Source organism: Hymenobacter fastidiosus (assembly GCF_039539565.1).
Lineage (GTDB): Bacteria > Bacteroidota > Bacteroidia > Cytophagales > Hymenobacteraceae > Hymenobacter > Hymenobacter fastidiosus.
This window is the reverse complement of record NZ_BAABDJ010000015.1, coordinates 13,779-30,968: the sequence shown is the minus strand read 5'-3', so window position 1 is coordinate 30,968 and position 17,190 is coordinate 13,779. Positions and strand designations below refer to the sequence as shown.

The 17,190-nt window shown below is 60.6% G+C and carries 18 protein-coding genes; 8 read left to right on the top strand and 10 right to left on the bottom strand.

Annotated elements, in window-relative coordinates; translation table 11 throughout:
* Positions 1 to 225: 225 nt before the first annotated feature.
* The 3 genes from ABD833_RS09090 to ABD833_RS09080 all read right to left on the bottom strand — a co-directional run bounded on the left by ABD833_RS09090 (position 226) and on the right by ABD833_RS09080 (position 2,360).
* A complete protein-coding gene (locus ABD833_RS09090; protein WP_345072477.1) occupies positions 226 to 729 on the bottom strand; it encodes a hypothetical protein in 504 nt (167 codons plus the stop codon).
* A gap of 120 nt (positions 730 to 849) precedes the next feature.
* On the bottom strand, positions 850 to 1,752 hold the full coding sequence (gene xerD, locus ABD833_RS09085) for a site-specific tyrosine recombinase XerD (RefSeq protein ID WP_345072476.1): 903 nt from the start codon (positions 1,750 to 1,752) through the stop codon (positions 850 to 852).
* A 32-nt stretch (positions 1,753 to 1,784) separates the two neighbouring features.
* On the bottom strand, positions 1,785 to 2,360 hold the full coding sequence (locus tag ABD833_RS09080; RefSeq protein ID WP_345072475.1) for a Riean_0653 family protein: 576 nt from the start codon (positions 2,358 to 2,360) through the stop codon (positions 1,785 to 1,787).
* 278 nt (positions 2,361 to 2,638) lie between these two features.
* Between ABD833_RS09080 and aroQ the strand changes: the two genes are divergently transcribed.
* The 5 genes from aroQ (at position 2,639) to ABD833_RS09055 (ending at position 6,673) form a co-directional block, all read left to right on the top strand.
* A complete protein-coding gene (gene aroQ, locus ABD833_RS09075; protein WP_345072473.1) occupies positions 2,639 to 3,085 on the top strand; it encodes a type II 3-dehydroquinate dehydratase in 447 nt (148 codons plus the stop codon).
* A 186-nt stretch (positions 3,086 to 3,271) separates the two neighbouring features.
* On the top strand, positions 3,272 to 4,336 hold the full coding sequence (locus ABD833_RS09070) for an aminotransferase class V-fold PLP-dependent enzyme (RefSeq protein ID WP_345072472.1): 1,065 nt from the start codon (positions 3,272 to 3,274) through the stop codon (positions 4,334 to 4,336).
* A gap of 200 nt (positions 4,337 to 4,536) precedes the next feature.
* Positions 4,537 to 5,097 (top strand): MarC family protein, encoded by a 561-nt coding sequence (locus ABD833_RS09065; protein WP_345072471.1) that lies wholly within the window; start codon positions 4,537 to 4,539, stop codon positions 5,095 to 5,097.
* 103 nt (positions 5,098 to 5,200) lie between these two features.
* Entirely contained in the window at positions 5,201 to 5,662 is a 462-nt protein-coding gene (rnhA, locus tag ABD833_RS09060) for a ribonuclease HI (RefSeq protein WP_345072470.1), read from the top strand.
* Between the two features lie 285 nt (positions 5,663 to 5,947).
* Positions 5,948 to 6,673, top strand: a complete 726-nt coding sequence (locus ABD833_RS09055; RefSeq protein WP_345072469.1) for a tRNA1(Val) (adenine(37)-N6)-methyltransferase — start codon at positions 5,948 to 5,950, stop codon at positions 6,671 to 6,673.
* On the opposite strand, the gene ABD833_RS09050 is transcribed toward ABD833_RS09055, so the two are convergent.
* From ABD833_RS09050 to ABD833_RS09040, 3 genes are read right to left on the bottom strand one after another with little or no spacing between them, the layout of a single operon-like run.
* A complete protein-coding gene (locus tag ABD833_RS09050) occupies positions 6,670 to 7,386 on the bottom strand; it encodes an ATP-binding cassette domain-containing protein (protein ID WP_345072468.1) in 717 nt (238 codons plus the stop codon). The two genes, ABD833_RS09055 and ABD833_RS09050, sit on opposite strands and share 4 nt — an antisense overlap.
* A complete protein-coding gene (locus tag ABD833_RS09045; RefSeq protein WP_345072466.1) occupies positions 7,379 to 8,320 on the bottom strand; it encodes a hypothetical protein in 942 nt (313 codons plus the stop codon). The genes ABD833_RS09050 and ABD833_RS09045 overlap by 8 nt, the downstream gene beginning before the upstream one ends.
* Positions 8,321 to 8,330: 10 nt before the next feature.
* Positions 8,331 to 9,701, bottom strand: coding sequence for a saccharopine dehydrogenase C-terminal domain-containing protein (locus tag ABD833_RS09040; RefSeq protein ID WP_345072464.1), 1,371 nt, complete (start codon positions 9,699 to 9,701; stop codon positions 8,331 to 8,333).
* Positions 9,702 to 9,948: 247 nt separating this feature from the next.
* Between ABD833_RS09040 and cdd the strand changes: the two genes are divergently transcribed.
* The gene (gene cdd, locus ABD833_RS09035) at positions 9,949 to 10,443 is read left to right on the top strand and encodes a cytidine deaminase (RefSeq protein WP_345072463.1); all 495 of its coding nucleotides are present in this window, start codon (positions 9,949 to 9,951) and stop codon (positions 10,441 to 10,443) included.
* Between the two features lie 102 nt (positions 10,444 to 10,545).
* Positions 10,546 to 11,220: an alpha/beta hydrolase gene (locus ABD833_RS09030; protein ID WP_345072462.1), complete on the top strand. Its 675-nt coding sequence runs from the start codon at positions 10,546 to 10,548 to the stop codon at positions 11,218 to 11,220.
* 210 nt (positions 11,221 to 11,430) lie between these two features.
* Here ABD833_RS09030 and ABD833_RS09025 read toward each other — a convergent pair whose 3' ends face one another.
* The 4 genes from ABD833_RS09025 to ABD833_RS09010 all read right to left on the bottom strand — a co-directional run bounded on the left by ABD833_RS09025 (position 11,431) and on the right by ABD833_RS09010 (position 16,011).
* Complete coding sequence (locus tag ABD833_RS09025) at positions 11,431 to 12,180, bottom strand: SDR family NAD(P)-dependent oxidoreductase (RefSeq protein WP_345072460.1); 750 nt, start codon at positions 12,178 to 12,180, stop codon at positions 11,431 to 11,433.
* Between the two features lie 32 nt (positions 12,181 to 12,212).
* Positions 12,213 to 12,941, bottom strand: a complete 729-nt coding sequence (gene porT, locus ABD833_RS09020; RefSeq protein ID WP_345072459.1) for a type IX secretion/gliding motility protein PorT/SprT — start codon at positions 12,939 to 12,941, stop codon at positions 12,213 to 12,215.
* Between the two features lie 11 nt (positions 12,942 to 12,952).
* The gene (ubiE, locus tag ABD833_RS09015) at positions 12,953 to 13,678 is read right to left on the bottom strand and encodes a bifunctional demethylmenaquinone methyltransferase/2-methoxy-6-polyprenyl-1,4-benzoquinol methylase UbiE (RefSeq protein WP_345072457.1); all 726 of its coding nucleotides are present in this window, start codon (positions 13,676 to 13,678) and stop codon (positions 12,953 to 12,955) included.
* Positions 13,679 to 13,806: 128 nt separating this feature from the next.
* Positions 13,807 to 16,011 carry an OmpA family protein gene (locus ABD833_RS09010; RefSeq protein ID WP_345072456.1) on the bottom strand — a complete coding sequence of 735 codons (2,205 nt, stop codon included), beginning with the start codon at positions 16,009 to 16,011 and terminating at the stop codon, positions 13,807 to 13,809.
* A gap of 507 nt (positions 16,012 to 16,518) precedes the next feature.
* On the opposite strand from ABD833_RS09010, the gene yihA reads away from it, so the two are divergent.
* A complete protein-coding gene (gene yihA / locus ABD833_RS09005) occupies positions 16,519 to 17,136 on the top strand; it encodes a ribosome biogenesis GTP-binding protein YihA/YsxC (RefSeq protein ID WP_345072455.1) in 618 nt (205 codons plus the stop codon).
* Positions 17,137 to 17,190: the final 54 nt, after the last annotated feature.

Sequence of the window (17,190 nt, the reverse complement as noted above, 5' to 3'; positions counted from 1 at the left end):
CCGTGGTCAACTTCCCGACGGGGCTGCGCTACGGGTGCGAAAGCACGCACACGCTGCCCTGCGTGGCCTATGTTAGGCAGCCCGGCGTCAGCGCCAACATCGGCGACCTGGACCCGGGCTGGACCCGTAACGCTGGCATCGGGCGGCAGCTGTTCGGGACGCGGAGGAATGGCTACACGCCTGTTCGCAGAGCGGAGCCAGCGGCCGGTCACCCGTCGCCGGCGTTTATTCTATCGTTGTTTCGGAGGCCACGCTGCCCTGCAGCTCATAGCCGGCAGGAATAGTAGCGTCTTTCCCTTTTTTTAGCAGAAAGAGCGGGCTGACTACCACGGCCAGGCCGATAGCGGCCCCTTTGGTATCAGTACCGGCGCTGCTGGTACTGCTGCCCGTGAGCGGAATCATCTGGCCATCCACGGCCTGCACCACGCTGGGCCGGATGGCCAGGCTGCCTTCCTTCCCCATGCCTTTGCGCTGCTCCGCACTGATGACCTGGGCGCTGCCCGGCGCACCGGCCTTTATCACGGCGCGGCCACTCACCATCACGTCATACTTCACCCGCAACGACACATTCTGGCCCGTTTGGGCATCCCTGGAAGAAAGCACATTAGTGGTTTCGAGCACTATCAGCGTGCCCGCGCGCAACAACGTGCCTTTGGGGGCCTGGGCCGGGATGGCGGAGCTCAATACCAGGAGCGCAGAGAAAAGAGAAAGGGCAAGGACGCTTTTCATAGCTGGGGTGAGTTTAGGTGAAAAAAAATCAGCACATTTCCTGTATTTATTTGCACTAAAATACGCCTTATTTCCTGATTCCGGCCCTACTCTCTCTGGTCTTTCCGATGTTTGGTTTATCTAGCTGCGCGGATGAAAGGCCGTAATAACCTGCCGCAGGTAGTCCCGGTCGAGGTGAGTATAGATTTCGGTGGTCGTGATGCTTTCGTGGCCCAGCATTTCCTGCACCGCCCGCAGGTCGGCCCCGCCCTCGATGAGGTGGGTAGCAAAGCTGTGACGGAAGGTGTGGGGGCTGATGGTTTTGCGGATGCCGGCCTGCGCGGCCAGGGCCTTGATGATGGTGAAGATCATAACCCGGGACAGGCCGGCGCCGCGCCGGTTCAGAAACACGATGTCCTCGGAGCCCCGCTGCACGTCGAGGTGGCAGCGCACCGCACTGATGTAGATGCCGATGTGCTTGAGCGCGTCGCGGCCGATGGGCACCAGGCGCTCCTTGTTGCCCTTGCCCAGCACGCGCACAAAGCCCTGGTCGGCGTAGAGATTGGACAGGCGCAGGGTAATCAGCTCCGACACGCGCAGGCCCGAGGAGTACAGGGTTTCGAGCATGGCCCGGTTGCGGGTGCCCTCGTTAGTACTCACATCAACGGCATCGAGGAGCTGGTTGATTTCCTCGTAGCTGAGCGTATCGGGCAGCTTACGGCCGGTTTTGGGCGCCTCCAGCGTGTCGGTGGGGTCCAGCGTGAGCAGGTCCTCCATGATCATGTAGCTATAAAAAGCCTTGATGCCGGAGAGGGTGCGGGCCTGGGACGTGGCACTCAGCCCCAGCTCACCCAGCCAGGCCAGAAAGTCACGCAGCACGCGCGTGGTCACCTGGGCCGGCGTGGCGGGCAGCTTCGTAATGTCGAGATACTGCCGCAGCTTGCCGATGTCGCGCGCGTAGGCCTCCACTGAATTGGGCGACAGGGATTTTTCCAGCTGGAGGTAACCCTCAAACTGGCGGATGCTAATGGACCAGGCAGACACGGCAGGACGCAAAGTGAACCGAAGCAGGCCCCTTAGTCGGAAGTTTGCACATCAAAGCGGCCCTCCTTTATAGTTATCACCCGGCCACTGACCGCCGAGGTAGCCGTGAAGCTGAACGTGCCCGATACGACGTGAAACTTGGTGGTGATGTTAGTGACCGAGCCAGTGCGCTGGCGGGCCTCCACCTTGGTGATGGTCATGGAGCCCTGATTGGCCGAGCCCGCCACAAACCGGTGGCCCGACTCGGAGTACTGGGCACTGAAGCCGTTGCCGAGGGTATAAGTGCCCGGCTTCACCTCGGGCACCTGCACCGCCAGAGTAAACTCGTCGTAGCCGTCGGCTTCGTCGTGGTCGTCGGAGGCGCGCAGGGTGAAGTTGCCGGGGGTTTTGAGGCCGGCGCTGAGCGAAGGCAGCAGCGTGTGGTCGGTGTGGGGCAGCCAGAGCTGGTCGTCGAGCCGGCAGCCGAAGGTACCTTTACCGTCCTGGGTGGCCTCGGGTAGCTTGGGGGTAATGATTTCTTCGGCCTTTTTGCAGCCCGGACCAGCTAGCAGCAAGGCCAGCGGCAACAGATAAAGCAGTCGGCGGTTTTTAGGAAGCTGTATAGTCATAAGTAGGTGGCGAAAATCGTTTTGCATTAAAAAGCACGTCATGCTGAGCTTGTCGAAGCATCTCTACCGCTTCATCAGGTCCGTTCAGCGAAGCGGTAGAGATGCTTCGACAAGCTCAGCATGACGTTCCAAATAGGTCAAACTAATTCTTGTTGGGTACTTAGCGCCGCAAGATAGAAATTCGGGCCTGACTTTGGCGGCTAGTTCCGACCGGTTCGGATGCGCCTATCTTTAGCCCCCGCCAGGTCCCTCAGTTCCCAAGCCCCCAAGACCCCAAAATGCAGATCCTGATTCTCAACGGCCCCAACCTCAACCTGCTCGGGCAGCGCGAGCCGGGCATCTACGGCACCCGCTCCTTCGACGACTACCTGCCCGAGCTGCGCACCGCCTTCCCCGACTTCACCCTCGCCTACTTCCAGAGCAACCACGAGGGCCAGCTCATCGACAAGCTCCACGAAGTCGGGTTCAGCTACCACGGCGTGGTGCTCAATGCCGGCGGTTACACCCACACCAGCGTAGCCCTGGCCGATGCCGTGGCCGCCATCAACACGCCGGTGGTGGAAGTGCACCTGAGCAACCTGCACGCCCGGGAGGACTTCCGCCAGCGCAGCCTGCTGGGCAAGAACTGCGTGGGCAGTATCAGCGGCTTCAAGCTCGACAGCTACCGGCTGGCCCTGCAGTATTTTGAAGGGCTGAAACCGAAGCGCGTAGGGTTTAAAGTGTGAAAGGTGTGGTGGTAAACCGGCTGTCATCCTGAGCCTGCGAAGGACCTCTACCGCAATGGCAATTACTTTGGCAATGAAGCAGTAGAGGTCCTTCGCAGGCTCAGGATGACAGAACGTTTCACAATTTCACAAACCCACAACTTCACCGCCGTTACCTTTGCGGCTCTTCATCTGACTTTACTACCTATGTATACTTTCACTCCCGGGCCGGCGGCCGTTTATCCGGCCGTGCGCGGCTATCTGCAGGATGCGTTTGACGAAGGCTGGCTGTCGGCCCCGCACCGGGGCGAGCGGTTCACGGGCCTGATGCGGCAGACCGTGGCCGACATGAAAGCCAAGCTTAACATCCCCCAGGACTACACCATCTTCTTCCTCAGCTCGGCCACCGAGTGCTGGGAAGTGCTGGCCCAGAGCCTGACGCCCACCAAAAGCTTCCACCTCTACAGCGGGGCCTTCGGCGAAAAGTGGTTTGAGTACGCCAAAGCCCTGCGCCCCGCCTCCACGGGCCAGCTGTTCGGCATCGATGAGCTGCCCGAAATCTACACCCTGCCCCTGCCCGACCAGTCCGGCGACACGGACCTGATCTGCATCACCCAGAACGAAACCTCCAACGCCACCCAGCTGCGCGACGGCTTCATCCTGAACCTCTACAACCGCCTGGGCAACGCCCTGCTGGCCGTGGATGCCACCTCCTCGATGGCCGGCATCCAGCATAAATATATCAAGGCCGACATCTGGTTTGGCTCGGTGCAGAAGTGCTTCGGGCTGCCGGCGGGCCTGGGCATCATGGTGTTGTCGCCGCGGGCGGTGGCGCGGTTTCGCAGCCTCAACGAGCGGGGGCACTACAACAGCCTGGTGAGCCAGTACGAGAAGATGCTCAACTTCCAGACCACCCACACGCCCAACGTGCTCGGCATCTACCTGCTCAGTCGCGTCCTCCAGGACCGGGAGCCGATCAAAGTTGTGCACCAGCACCTGCAGGAGCGCGCCGCCAAGCTCTACGACTACTTCGAGCAGGCCACGCCGCTCACGCCGCTGGTGCAGAACCCCGAAACCCGCTCCACCACCGTCATTGCCCTGCAGGGAGCTCCGGCGCTGATTGATGAAATCAAGCGCAGCGCCCTGGCCCAGGGCCTGCAGCTGGGCAACGGCTACGGCACCTGGAAAGCCTCCACCCTGCGCATCGCCAACTTCCCCGCCATCCCCGACGCGGCCTACGAGCAGCTGGTCCAGTTCTTCGCTAATCGCTGATTTTCACTGATCAGCAAATGATGCCGCTGATTCAGCCTCCGTCTGCGCCCGTTTCGTGGTACTCCTCCTTATAGGTAGCGGTGCGCAGCGCTGATTCAGCCTGCGTCTGCGCCCGAGGCGCCGCCGGAATCAGCGCCATCATAGTTCATGCGGGAGTAAATCAGTGTCATCGTTTGCTAATCAGCGAAAAACAGCGGTCCATGTTCAGCCTCAAGGAAATTTTCTCCGTCACGCTCACGCTGTTTGCCGTGATTGATATTCTGGGCTCCATCCCGATTATCATCCAGATCCGGCAGCGCGAGGGCAAGATTCACTCCGAGAAGGCCACGCTGGTGGCGGGGGTGCTGATGGTGGTGTTCCTGTTTCTGGGCCAAAGCATTCTGAGCCTGTTCGGCGTCGATTTCCAGTCGTTTGCGCTGGCGGGGGCGGTTATCATCTTCCTCATCGGCATGGAAATGGTTTTGGGCGTCGAGCTTTTCAAGCACAACCCGGTGGCCGCGTCCGGCTCCATCGTACCGCTGGCTTTCCCGCTCATCGTGGGCGCCGGCACCATGACGACGCTGCTTTCCCTGCGGGCGGCCTATTCGCTGCCCAATGTGCTGGTCGGCATCGCCCTGAACCTGGTATTCGTGTTCATCGTGCTGAAAAGCAGCGCCTGGATTGAGCGCAAGCTGGGCAAAGCCGGCGAAGATATCCTGCGCCGGGTGTTCGGCGTGATCCTGCTGGCCATTGCCATCAAGCTGTTTAAGGCAAATTTTTAATTCAATGTGCCAACGGGTTGGAATGTGGCAAATGTGCTGCTAAAGCATAGCACTGATCAGTAGTACATTACCCACATTCCAACCCATTCGCACATTACCCAATATGATTCATCTCTTCACCGACGGCTCTTCCCGGGGCAACCCGGGGCCGGGCGGCTACGGTACCATTCTGCGCTACGGCCCCCACGAAAAGGAAATCACCCAGGGCTTCCGCCTCACCACCAACAACCGCATGGAGCTGCTGGCCATCATCGTGGGCCTGGAAGCCGTGACGCGCCCCGAAATCCCGATTACCGTCGTCACGGACTCCAAGTACGTGGTAGACTCGGTGGAGAAGAAGTGGGTATTTGGCTGGATGAAAAAGCCCGACTTCGGCAAAAAGGCCAACGAGGACCTGTGGCGGCGCTTCCTGAAAATCTACCAGCAGCGCACCGTGCGCTTTCAGTGGGTGCGCGGGCACAACGGCCACCCCGAAAACGAGCGGTGCGACCAGCTGGCCGTGGGCAGCGCCACCCGCGGCCCGCTGCTGATTGATGAGGGCTACGAGAGGTTAGTGAACAGTTAACAATGAGCAATTATCGATAAAGCCGCAGTCCGCTCACAAACGCTTCAGGTGCGTTTTCCTTACCCTCATTAGCAGCTCGCTTCCTACCATTGCTCATCATTACCCGTTGAAGCGGTTTAGAAAGTCAAGCAGTCTGTCATCCTGAGCAGAGCGCAGGACCTTATCCCGGCTGAACGGTACCCGCTCGATGAACTACCAGGCGGGATAAGGTCCTGCGCTGCGCTCAGGATGACAAACGCTTAGAAAAACCGACTTCCTAAACAGCTTCGTTAATTGTTCCTGGTCTTGGCCAACTCCTACTTTCAGTTCAAGCATTTCCGCATCGAGCAGGAGCACTGCGCCATGAAGGTATGCACCGATGCCTGCGTGCTGGGGGCCGCGGCTGAGCTGGCCGGGGCCACCCGGATTCTGGATATCGGTACGGGCACCGGCCTGCTGGCGCTGATGGCGGCCCAGCGCAACCCACAGGCGGTGATTGAAGCCGTGGAGCTGGACCTGGCCGCCGCCGCCCAGGCCGTCGCCAACGCCGCCCGCAGCCCGTGGGCCAGTCGGGTAACGGTTCACGCGCAAAGCCTGGCGCAGTACGCTGCCACCACAGTACCCGCTCCTTTCGACCATATTCTCTGCAACCCGCCCTTCTTCCGCCACTCCCTCCGCTCCCCCGACGCGGCCCGCACCGCCGCCCGCCACACCGCCCCCGACTCCCTGAGCTTTGAGGAGCTGGCCCAGGTTGCCGCGGTTTTGCTGACCCCGGCCGGCCAGCTCACGGTGCTGCTGCCACCGCCCGAAATGCAGCATTTTGAGCGCGAAGCGGCCTTGGCGGGTCTGTTCGTCGGCGGGCGACTCAGGCTCCGGCACCGGCCGGGCAGCAAGGACCTGCGCCACATCACCACCTTTACGCGCCAGCCGCAGCCTCTGGTAAGCCGGGAACTGGCAATGCACGAAGCCGGCAGCGAGGCGTATTCGGCGGATTTCCGGGCGCTGCTGGGAGATTTTTACCTGGCATTCTAGGCCTCGATGGGCCTGGTTATGGGCAGCAACTGGGCTACCTGGGCCAGCTTATCCTGGAACAGGCTATCCAGCAGATCGGTGGCTAAGCGGGAGAATTCACTGGCCGGGTAGTGGCGCTGTACCGTGCCCGCGGCCAGCAGGGTGATTTCGTCGCAGGTTTCGGTGAGGGAGCCCAGCAGGTGCGACGTGAGCAGAATGCCCCGCCCCTGCCCGCGCAGCCGCAGCAGAATTTCCTTCAGCAGCAGGTTGGTGCCCATATCCAGCCCGTTGAACGGCTCGTCCAGAATCAGGTAGCGAAAGTCCTGCACCAGCAGCGCCAGCAAGGCCAGCTTTTTCTTCATGCCCGCCGAGTACTCGTCCGCGTACTGATCGAGGGGTAGCTCCAGCAGCGCGTTCCAGGCCTCAAAATCGACCACGGGCCGCCGCCGGGCCTGCAGGCAGAACGTCAGGTACTCGCGGCCCGTCAGCCGGGGGTAGAAGTAAGGCTCGTAGGGCAGCACGCCGGTGTGCTCGCGGATAACGAGTCCGGTGGTTTCCTGAATCCGGCCGGTGTAGTCCGTCAGCAGACCGTAGAGGCAGTGCAGCAGCGTCGTTTTGCCGGCCCCGTTGGCTCCGACCAGCCCGTGAATGGTACCGGGGCGCAGGTCCATACTCACCTGCCGCAGCACGGCCTGGGTCCCGAAACTCTTGCTCAGCTCACGGATGCTAATCATTCCAGTAGGGCTTTAAATGTTGGTGGCTTTTCCAGATCAGCACCAGAAAAACCGCGACCAGCAACGGGGTGTAACTTGAATTGAGCAGCGGCAGCAAGGCAACAGCCACCACCCCACCCTGCGTGAGCCGAACCAGCGTGGCGTGTGGGTAGAAGCTGTACTTGGCCATCACGCTCATACTCACCACCACCAGCCCCCACCCCAGCAGACCCGCGGCCCCGGCCCAGGTGGCGGGCCCCAGGGCCATCAGCACCCCGAACGGGGCGGCCGTGAGCAGGTAGAGCAGGAGCGCCAGCCCCAGCTTGCGCCGGCGGAAAGCGCGGGGCCCGGCCCCGTACAGCGTCAGCATGGTCAGGGGCTCGGGGATGGTGTAGCAGTAGGTCACAAACAGGCTCCAGGCCCCCAGCACTACGGCCGGCACCACGGTGACCGGCTGCCAGACGGCCGCTGCCAGCCCCACGCTCCAGACCAGGCCGCCGCCCAGCTGCCGAAACCCGCTCACCCACTCGAAAGCCTCGCTGCGCAACAGGCTCCGGCGGCGGCGCCCTTTGGTCCCGGGCTGGCCCTGCGGCAGGTAGAGCACCAGCGGCACTGCGGCCAGCATGAGCAGCGCCGCGCCGAAATGTCCCAGCCCGAGCAGAATCCCCCACCCGGGCACCAGCCACAGGGCATACTCCGCCAGCAGCCAGCTCCGCAAGTGGGGCGAAGCGATGCGCAGAAAGTCCAGATCCGTCCGCTGCCGGTGCACGGACCAGCACCACAGCAGTCCGAATGCGGGCCACGCCCACTGCGTGGCGGGTGTGGTGAGCAGCAATTCGATCAGCTTCCCCGCGGCCAGTACGACCAGGGCACCCAGCAGCACCAGCCGCACCCAGCCCAGCTCGGCCAGCTGCCGCCCCAGAATCCGTAGCCGCAGCAAAAGGTAAGCGCGCATTTTGTCGGGCTTAGCGCTGGTCCTGAGCCGCTGGCGGCCGGCTCACCTCGTGTTCTTCGAACCGGATAGCGTAGTCAGCCGCCAGCTCAGCCAGGATAGGCTCGTACAGATCGGCATGAATGGGAATCACGACGCCGCGGTGGGTTATTTGGCCCTGGGCCAGCCGCCGCACGGCCATAGCCAGCGGCAGGCCCACGGTTTTGGCCATGGCGGTATGCGTGGCGTCATCGCCGAGCACGACGAGCGAGGAAGTGCGCTGCAAAGGCTGGCCGTCCACTTCAAAGTTGAACAGGTGCTGCATTACAATCATGTCCTGGTCGCCGTTCTGCAACGCCCATTTCGTGGTCAGCAAACGCTCCAGCAGCTGAGCCGGCGTGGCATCGGGCAGGCCTACGGGGGTGGCGGTGAACAGGCCCAGCCAGGTCAGCTTCTGCATTTCGGGGCCGGCGGCTTCCAGGCTTAGATGGGTGGCCAGGCGGTGCGGCAGGCTCGCGCCGGGTGCCGCCCCGGGTAAGTAGGATTCGATCAGCTGCGCCCAGGTCATGTCGGGCCCATTGCCCAGGTGCACGGAGTCGTCGGTGAGGCCGAGGCGCACCAGGGCCTGCCAGGCGGCGCAGTAGCCGGGCCGGCGCAGGGTGCCGCGCAGAATAGTAGGGATGTCGTCGAGGCCGTAGGGGGCGCGGTAGCTGAGCGAGTCGCGGTTGGCATAGCCTTCAAACTGCCCGTAGCCCGGCACGTCCAGCGTATCGAGCCGAGTGAACAGCTGCTGGTAGGGAATGAAGCGCGGGTGGCCGTGCTCCAGGTATTTGGCCGTGCTCTGCCCGGCCAGGACCACGTTGCGCGGATTCCAGGTGAACTTATAGCGCCACGGGTTATCACCCTCCGAATCGGGAGCCATCAATCCGCCGCAGTACGACTTGAACGAAGTCAGCCGCCCGCCCCGGGCCCGGATGTGGCCCAGCGCCTGCATGGCCGACATATGGTCGAGGCCGGGGTCGAGGCCGCACTCCATCAGAATCAGAATGCCCGCCGCCCGCGCGTCGGCGTCCAGCGCCCGGATATCCTCACTCACGTAGCTGGCCGTGACCAGGTGGCGACCGTGACGCACGCAGGCCCGGGCCACGGGCAGGTGAAACAGCGCCGGCAGCATCGAAATCACGATATCGGCGGCGGGCACCAGCTCATCCAGCAGCTCTTCGCGCTGAATATCGAAGGGGACGGCGCGGGCATAGTCGCTGTGGGCGGCCAGTACGGGAACCAGATGAGCCGGATTCACGTCGGCCACCGTCAGCTGCCAGCCCTCGGTGGACGCGTGCTGCAACAGGTAGGTAATCAGGGACGAAGCCGAGCGGCCGGCGCCGAGTAGCAGGATGCGGGACATGCAGCAAGGAGCAATGAGTAATTATCAGTGAGCCCGGCGGCGCGGCTGATAATTGGGGTGGGAAGGACAGGAAAGGGAATTTCCGCCAATAATCGGCAAAAAAAGCTACTCTGGCTCGTACTCCTGCCGGTCTGCCTACCCATCAATTGTTCATTGTTCATGGGTAACTGATAATTGTAGTACATTCACCGCCCCTTCCTGCCCGGGGCCGCCATTCGGCTCCGAAATTTGTTCTTTTCATTCCCCGATGGCCCATCCGCTCCATCTGACCATCACCGTGGAGGTGCTGGATTCCGAAGCTGAACTTTCTCCCGCCGAGGCAACCGTCTGGCACCAGGCCCGCGCCGCTACCGACCATTCCTACGCGCCCTACTCCCACTTCCACGTGGGAGCCGCCCTGTTGCTCGACGACGGCAGCGTATTCCGGGGCACCAACCAGGAAAACGCCGCCTACCCCTCCGGCCTCTGCGCCGAGCGCACCGCCCTGTTCGGCCTGGCCGTCAATCAGCCCGACCGCCACATCGTGGGTATGGCCGTCGCGGCCCGCCCCGCCACCGGGGCCTTCGGACCAGCCATGCCCTGCGGGGCCTGCCGCCAGGTGATGACGGAGTACGAAAACCGCCAGGGCCGGCCTATTCCGCTGCTGCTGCCCGGCCCCAATGGCAGTATCTACCGCTTCCGCTCCCTGGGTGATCTGCTGCCCTTTCAGTTCAACGCCGACGACCTGCCGAAGGTGAAATAGAGTGATTATGAAATGGTGAGCGGTCTTTTGGCGGTGCATAACCGCGCCAACCGAACGACGACCCGCCATTTCACAAACTCACTCTATCATCCTTCCTACTCTATGCCCGCATCCGAGGAACATCAGCTGACGGTGAGCCGCACGGCCCGCTACTACCAGGCCGGGGTGTTGTCGGGCGCCACGCGGCAGGTGTGGTTCGTGTGCCACGGCTACGGACAGCTGGCCGCTTACTTCATCCGCCATTTTCACAGTCTGCCGCAGCACGACCCCACGACGGTAATCATTGCTCCCGAAGGCCTTTCCCGCTTCTACCTCAATGGTACCGGCGGCCGCATTGGTGCTACCTGGATGACGCGCGAAGACCGGCTGGCGGAAATCGAGGATTACGGGGCTTACCTCAACCAGCTGGCCGGCGCTATTCTGACGCGCTGCCCGGCCGACGTCCAGGTAACGGTGCTGGGCTTTTCGCAGGGGGCCGCCACCGTGAGCCGGTGGCTGGCCCGGGCCCGGTTCCGCCCGGCCCGGCTGATCCTCTGGGCCGGGGCCTTCCCCGCCGATATGGAGTTCACCGTGGCCACGCGCCTGCTCGAACAGCTGCCCGTCGTGCTGGTGTGCGGCGACCAGGACCAGTTTATCAGCCCCGAAGAGCTGACCAGGCAGCAGCAGTTTTTGCAAAGCCTGGGGGTGGAGCCCGTAATCATCCGGTTCCCGGGCCGGCACGAAATGAATCTGGGCGTGCTGCAGCAGCTGCATCAAGCGGGCAGTGGTGTGGGATAAGCCGGGACTTGCAAGCATGTTGCCTGTCAAGCAGTGACGAAACAATCGGTCCTATGCTATGGGCCAGGTGTCATAAGCGCAGCATGCCCCGACGTATACCAACGTCGGGGCATGCTGCTTTCACAAGGCTTTCTTCACTGCTCCGGACGGATTGACGCCGGTTGATGCGCGGAATGGCGCACGCCCCGCAACGACAGTCGCTCGGCTGTGCTAATCCCGACGGATCAGCGTGGCCGCGCCCTGGGCCCCGGCGAAAACCGTGATTTCGGCGATGTGGACGTTGGCTGGCCGCGTGACCATAAACTGAATGACTTCGGCAATATCTTCGGGCTTCAGCGGGTCGAAACCATCGTAGACTTTCGCCGCCCGGACCGCGTCGCCTTTGAAGCGCACCGCTGAAAACTCCGTCTCCACCGCGCCCGGGTTTACCTCGGCTACCCGAATGTGCAGCGGCAGCAGATCGATGCGCATAGCTTTCGACAGCGCCGCTACGGCTGCTTTGGAAGCGCAGTACACGTTGCCGTTGGCGTACACCTCGTGGCCCGCAATGGAGCCGATATTGATGATGTGGCCCTGCTGACGCTCCTTCATCCCGGGCAGTACGGCCTGGCTCACGTTCAGCAAACCCTTCACGTTGCTGTCCAGCATGGCATCCCAGTCGTTCGGGTCGCCGTCCTGAATGGGGGCCAGCCCGTGGGCCCCGCCGGCATTGTTGACCAGCACATCAATCGTCCGGAACTCTGCCGGCAAGCTGGCTACGGCGGCGTTCACCGCCGCCCGGTCGCGCACGTCGAAGGTGAGGATGTGGACGGGCGTGGGGGCCAGCTGCCGGGCCAGCTCGTCGAGCCGTTCCCGCCGCCGCCCCGTGATGACCAGCTGAAAGCCCGTCTGGGCCAGCGCTACGGCCGTGGCGCGGCCAATGCCGGAGGAAGCCCCGGTAACCAAAGCGGTACGTGTCATACGTGGTGCGAAGCCGGCCCCGGGGCCGACGGTTATTCGATATTCAGATACAGCGTGACCGTGTTGCTTTTCATGCTCTGCAGGCTGCGGCTGTACACGTCGGTACCGGGCTGCAGCAGGTTGGTCAGGCCGTGGGAAAAGCGCAGCTCGGGGCCGAACTTGAACAACGGATAAAACAGGTCCAGGCCCACGCCGTACTCGATGGCAACGTCCCCGGAGGAAGCGCGCAGCAGGTTACGGGCCGGATCCTTGCGCCGGTTGCCCACGCCTACGCTCGACTTGATTCCGCCGATGACATACAGGCCGGTGTTGCGGCGACGCTCCGACTTAAACTTCAGCAGCAGCGGTAAATCAATCTGAGTACCGCCGATTTCCTGGGTCAGGATGGAATCGGCGGGCGTGTAGCCGAAAGGCTGGTACTCCACGCGCCGGGTGATAAAGCTGGCCCCCGGGGTGAAGCGCAGGCTGAAATTATCGGCCAGGCGCACATCGGCAATAAAGCCCACCGACAGCCCCGGGCTGATGATGGAGTTAGCCGACACGTTGCGGGCCTGAGTATAGGCCGTCGACTGCTCGATCTTGTAGCGGGAGAAGTTGGGCGCGATGTACATGCCCGGATGAAACCACTTGTCGCTGTAGCCGGGCAGGTTATCTACCGTGATGGATTTCACCCGGCCATCGCTCCCCCGGCTGGCACTGGCCCGGCCTTTTTTCTGGGCCTGAGTAGCGAGCGGCAGCCCAATAATTATCAGGGCTACCAAAGTCAGGCGGCTTACTTGTGAGCCGTATAAATGGAGCTTATGCCAAAGGTGAGGGGTTGCCATACGGGAGTTTTGAAGCCGACGTGTTGGAGGATAGCCATGAATTCCGGACCATCCGGGAAAGCCTGCACCGACTCGGGCAGGTAGGTGTAGGCGGCGCGGTCCTTGGAAATCATCTTCCCGAAGACCGGCAGAATACGCTTGAAGTAGAAGTTATACGCCTGCTTCATCGGAAATGCCGTGGGCTTGGAGAATTCCAGAATCACCACTTTGCCGCCGGGGCGCAACACCCGGTGCATTTCCTTAAGGCCCTTCTGCAGGTTCTCGAAGTTGCGCACCCCGAATGAAGCCGTCACGGCATCGAAGTGGTCATCGGGGAAAGGCAGGTTTTCCGAGTCCCCCAGTTCCAGCTGAATGCGGTGCGTAAGGCCTTTGCTGACCAGCTTACGGCGGCCTACTTCAAGCATGCCTTCCGAAATATCCACGCCCGTAACCTGCGTTTCGGGCGACAGGCGCAGGCTTTCGATGGCAAAATCGGCGGTACCGGTGGCAATATCCAGAATGCGGGCCGGGCGCAGGGACTTAAGCTCACCAACAGCCTTGCGGCGCCAGTAAATATCGGTGCCGGCACTCAGAAAGTGGTTCAGGAAATCGTACTTGCCCGCGATGCTGTTAAACATCTGGGCAACCTGCGACTTCTTGCCGGCGGCATCATCTTTATAGGGAACAACGGACATACTTCTGAGGCGAACAACGGGAAACCGGGGGCAGAATTGCCCAAACATAACGCCTCGCGGCGCATTATGTTGAAAAAAAACGGGCCGGGCGTATTGCCCGGCCCGTTTCGTACGCTCACACTGACGGTTTAGTCGTTGTCAGTCTTCACTTTGGTCTTCTCCCCGTTGGCGTCTTTGGTCTTCGCGTCGATGGTACCTTCTTTGGTCTTGGTCTTCGACTCTTCGCCGTTGGCGCCCTTGGCTTTCACCTTCACCTTGTCGCTGTCCTCGTCCACTTTGGTTTTCACCTTCGTGCCGTCGGCCATCTTCACTTTGCTCTTACCGGGCTGCAAAGGGGCCGCCGTGGTCGTGGTCGTGCTGGTGCCGGTCGAAGTTCCCGTCGACATAGACCCCGAACCAGTGGAGGTAGCGGCACCGGGGTTCAGGGTTGGCATGGCTTCTCCTTCCTTCAGAATCGGACGGAAGTCTACGCGGCGGTTAAGCTGCATGTTCTCCGGCGAATCGTTCGGCGCATCCGGACGACGCTCACCGTAGCTCACGGTCGTCATACGGGTTTCGGTGACACCACTTTTCTTGAGGTAGTTGTACGCGGCATCAGCCCGGTTCTGCCCCAGGACAATGTTGTACTCGTCGGTGTTGCGGCTGTCGCAATGCCCTTCGATCGAGATGTTGAGGCCGGGGTTAGCCTTCAGAATGCTGCTGATGTTGTTCAGCTCGCGGATCGACTCGGGACGGAGCTTGTACTTATCCGTATCGAAGTAAATCTTCTTGAAGGCCGTCATGCCGGCGTTCGTGGTATCGATGTAGTCGATGTAGAAGTTCTTCTCAATGACGGTGGAGTCATTGGTCGAAATCGGTACGGCGAATTCCTCGGTCGTGATGTTCTTGCTGTCTTTCGACACGGCTACCTGGTAGGTCCGGCCCGAGAGCACGCTTACCTGGTAGTCGCCGGTTACGGGCTTGGTTACGTCGCGGTAGCTCAAGGCCGTTTTATCGGCCTGGGTTCCGTTGAACACCAGCTCGACGCCCGGCACCACCGTGCTGTCGCGCCTGGTGAAGACCTTGCCCCGGATGATGGCGTTCTTGATGTAGTTGATGGTGTAGATGTCCTTCTCCCCGTAACCGCCGATGCGGTAGCTCGACAGATAGGCGTAGCTGCCATCCGGGCTCAGACGGTAATAGGTATCGTCATCGGGGGTGTTGATGGGGTAGCCCATGTTCTCGGGCGTGCCCCACTTGCGGCCAATCTCATCGTATTCCGATTTGAAGATGTCGTAGCCGCCCATGGTGTTATGACCCCGCGAGCTGAAATACAGCGTCTTGCCATCCCGGCTCAGGTAAGGGCTGTCGTCGTCATACCTGGTGTTGACGACATTACCCAGCGGTTTGGGGTCACCCCAGTCGCCCCCAGCTTGCCGGGTAGCCACGTAGATGTCCAGCGTGTTGTCTTCCGAAAACTTACTCGTTGAGAAGTAAATCGTCAGGCCGTCGGGCGTGATGAAACCATCCGACTCAAAGGCTTTCGAGTTGATGTTGTTGTTCAGCTTTTTGGGAGCCGTCCAGTCGCCGGCCGCTTTCTCCGAGTAGAAGATGTCGCCGTTTTCGTCCTGACGATACATAAGCATCTTCTGGTCGTTGTCGAACACCTGAATCGAAGCATCGTGGCCTTTGCCGTTGAGCACTCCGCTCAGCGAACGGGGCTTCTCCCAGTTTTCATCGTCGATGCGCTTGGCTTCGAAGATATCCTCGAAGTATTCGCCGTCGGAAGCAACGTTGCCCTTATTGGTGCTGGCGGTATTGCCGGCTCCCGTCACGTTTTCACCCCGCGAGGTGAACAGCAGCATCTTGTCATCCGCCGAGATTACGGGGCTATGCTCCGAGAAGCTGGTGTTGATGGTGGGGCCCAGGTTTTTGACGAAGATGTCCTTGGGGCTGTTGAACTGCACCTTGGCATTCTTGCTGTGCTGAATGAGCTGAGCCAGGGAAGCCTTGCGGGTGTCTTTCTTCTTCAGCGTGGCGTTGTACTTCTGAAAGTGCGTTACTGCCTCATCGAAGTTGTAGTTCAGGTGGTCGACCCGACCCAGCCAGTACTCCACGTCTTTGGCCACTTTGGGCTTCAAACGCTGCGCTTTATAGATATAATCGCTGGCTTTCTCCTTGTCGAAAGACATGTAGGCAATACCGGCCCGAAACAGCGCCAACGCATTGTTGGGCTCTTTGGCTAATACCTGCTCATAGAAAGGAATCGAGGCCCGAAAGTTCTCTTGTTCAAAGTACTTGTTTGCAGTCTTCAGCTGCTTACGGCTGCTCTGGGCCAGGGCAGGCTGAGCCACGGCCGCGGCAAGAGCGAAGGCGCAAGAGGCTTTCAATAACCTTCTGACTAAGTTGTCCATTGTAGGAGGGGTTTGGGAATAAGGAGTTGCAGGGGGTTTCACAGGAATAACTGCCGCCTTACGGGGCGGTTATTTTTTTTAAGAGTTGCCTCTTATACTGAAAACCTGTTCCAGGGTTAAGTCAGCCAGCGGTTTTTTCGGGGCGTAAACGCTGAAAACGAAGGTCAACTGGCAGCAGACCCTGGTCTTGGACGGGATGGAACCAAGCAAGTTGCGGGCAAAGATAGAAATTTTATAATACGACCTTTGCCACATCCAATTGCGGGAGAACTTTATCTAATCCGCTTTTAAACTGTGTTTTGCGGTCACGATTCCCTTTTGGAACTGGGCGCAAGCCGCGCAAATATAGTTGTGCTTTGTAAATAACAAGGGTTTTTTAAGAAAATTTATGATTCGGGGTGCCCGGCGCATTCCGCTACCTTTGCGCCCGTACTTTGTTTTTCTGCCATGATTATCCGCGCCGCCAAATTTCTAATGAGCAACTCGCGGGTGGACCAGTGTCCGCCACCCACGCTGCCCGAATATGCCTTCATTGGGCGCTCCAACGTCGGCAAGTCGTCCCTGATTAACATGCTCACCGGTCAGAAAGGCCTGGCCAAAACATCTTCTCTGCCCGGCAAGACCCAGCTGATCAACCATTTCCTGATCAACGACGCCTGGTATCTGGTCGATTTACCGGGCTATGGCTACGCTAAAGTCAGTAAAGACTCCCGGGCGGCATGGTTGAAGATGATCAACTTCTACATGCGCCGGCGCGAAAACCTGGCCTGCGTCTTTGTGCTGGTTGATTCGCGCCACGAACCGCAGACGCCCGATCTGGAATTTATGGAAATGCTGGGCACCGAAGGCGTACCCTTTGTTATGGTGTTCACTAAAACGGATAAGCAGTCCGGCTCGCGCACGCAGCAGAACATCGTGACCTACCTCCAGAAAATGAGCGAAACCTGGGACGAGCTGCCCCGTCATTTCATCACCTCAGCCGAGGAAAAAACCGGGCGGGAGGAAGTACTGGACTTTATTGAGGAAATAAACCGGCAATTGGCCCAAACGGCGGAGAATGCGTAGCTTGGCCCCGTAATTGCCAAGCTCAGGGCCACGCCATTTCCACTTTTTTATTCT

What these genes read in the sequence shown, in the direction of transcription:
- ABD833_RS09065 (WP_345072471.1), top strand. Translation starts at nt 4,537, where the DNA reads ATGTTCAGCCTCAAGGAAATTTTCTCCGTCACGCTCACGCTGTTTGCC.
- ABD833_RS09025 (WP_345072460.1), bottom strand. Translation starts at nt 12,180, where the DNA reads ATGACACGTACCGCTTTGGTTACCGGGGCTTCCTCCGGCATTGGCCGC.
- ABD833_RS09045 (WP_345072466.1), bottom strand. Translation starts at nt 8,320, where the DNA reads ATGCGCGCTTACCTTTTGCTGCGGCTACGGATTCTGGGGCGGCAGCTG.
- yihA (WP_345072455.1), top strand. Translation starts at nt 16,519, where the DNA reads ATGATTATCCGCGCCGCCAAATTTCTAATGAGCAACTCGCGGGTGGAC.
- ubiE (WP_345072457.1), bottom strand. Translation starts at nt 13,678, where the DNA reads ATGTCCGTTGTTCCCTATAAAGATGATGCCGCCGGCAAGAAGTCGCAG.
- ABD833_RS09090 (WP_345072477.1), bottom strand. Translation starts at nt 729, where the DNA reads ATGAAAAGCGTCCTTGCCCTTTCTCTTTTCTCTGCGCTCCTGGTATTG.
- aroQ (WP_345072473.1), top strand. Translation starts at nt 2,639, where the DNA reads ATGCAGATCCTGATTCTCAACGGCCCCAACCTCAACCTGCTCGGGCAG.
- ABD833_RS09080 (WP_345072475.1), bottom strand. Translation starts at nt 2,360, where the DNA reads ATGACTATACAGCTTCCTAAAAACCGCCGACTGCTTTATCTGTTGCCG.
- ABD833_RS09030 (WP_345072462.1), top strand. Translation starts at nt 10,546, where the DNA reads ATGCCCGCATCCGAGGAACATCAGCTGACGGTGAGCCGCACGGCCCGC.
- ABD833_RS09050 (WP_345072468.1), bottom strand. Translation starts at nt 7,386, where the DNA reads ATGATTAGCATCCGTGAGCTGAGCAAGAGTTTCGGGACCCAGGCCGTG.
- cdd (WP_345072463.1), top strand. Translation starts at nt 9,949, where the DNA reads ATGGCCCATCCGCTCCATCTGACCATCACCGTGGAGGTGCTGGATTCC.
- rnhA (WP_345072470.1), top strand. Translation starts at nt 5,201, where the DNA reads ATGATTCATCTCTTCACCGACGGCTCTTCCCGGGGCAACCCGGGGCCG.
- ABD833_RS09040 (WP_345072464.1), bottom strand. Translation starts at nt 9,701, where the DNA reads ATGTCCCGCATCCTGCTACTCGGCGCCGGCCGCTCGGCTTCGTCCCTG.
- ABD833_RS09070 (WP_345072472.1), top strand. Translation starts at nt 3,272, where the DNA reads ATGTATACTTTCACTCCCGGGCCGGCGGCCGTTTATCCGGCCGTGCGC.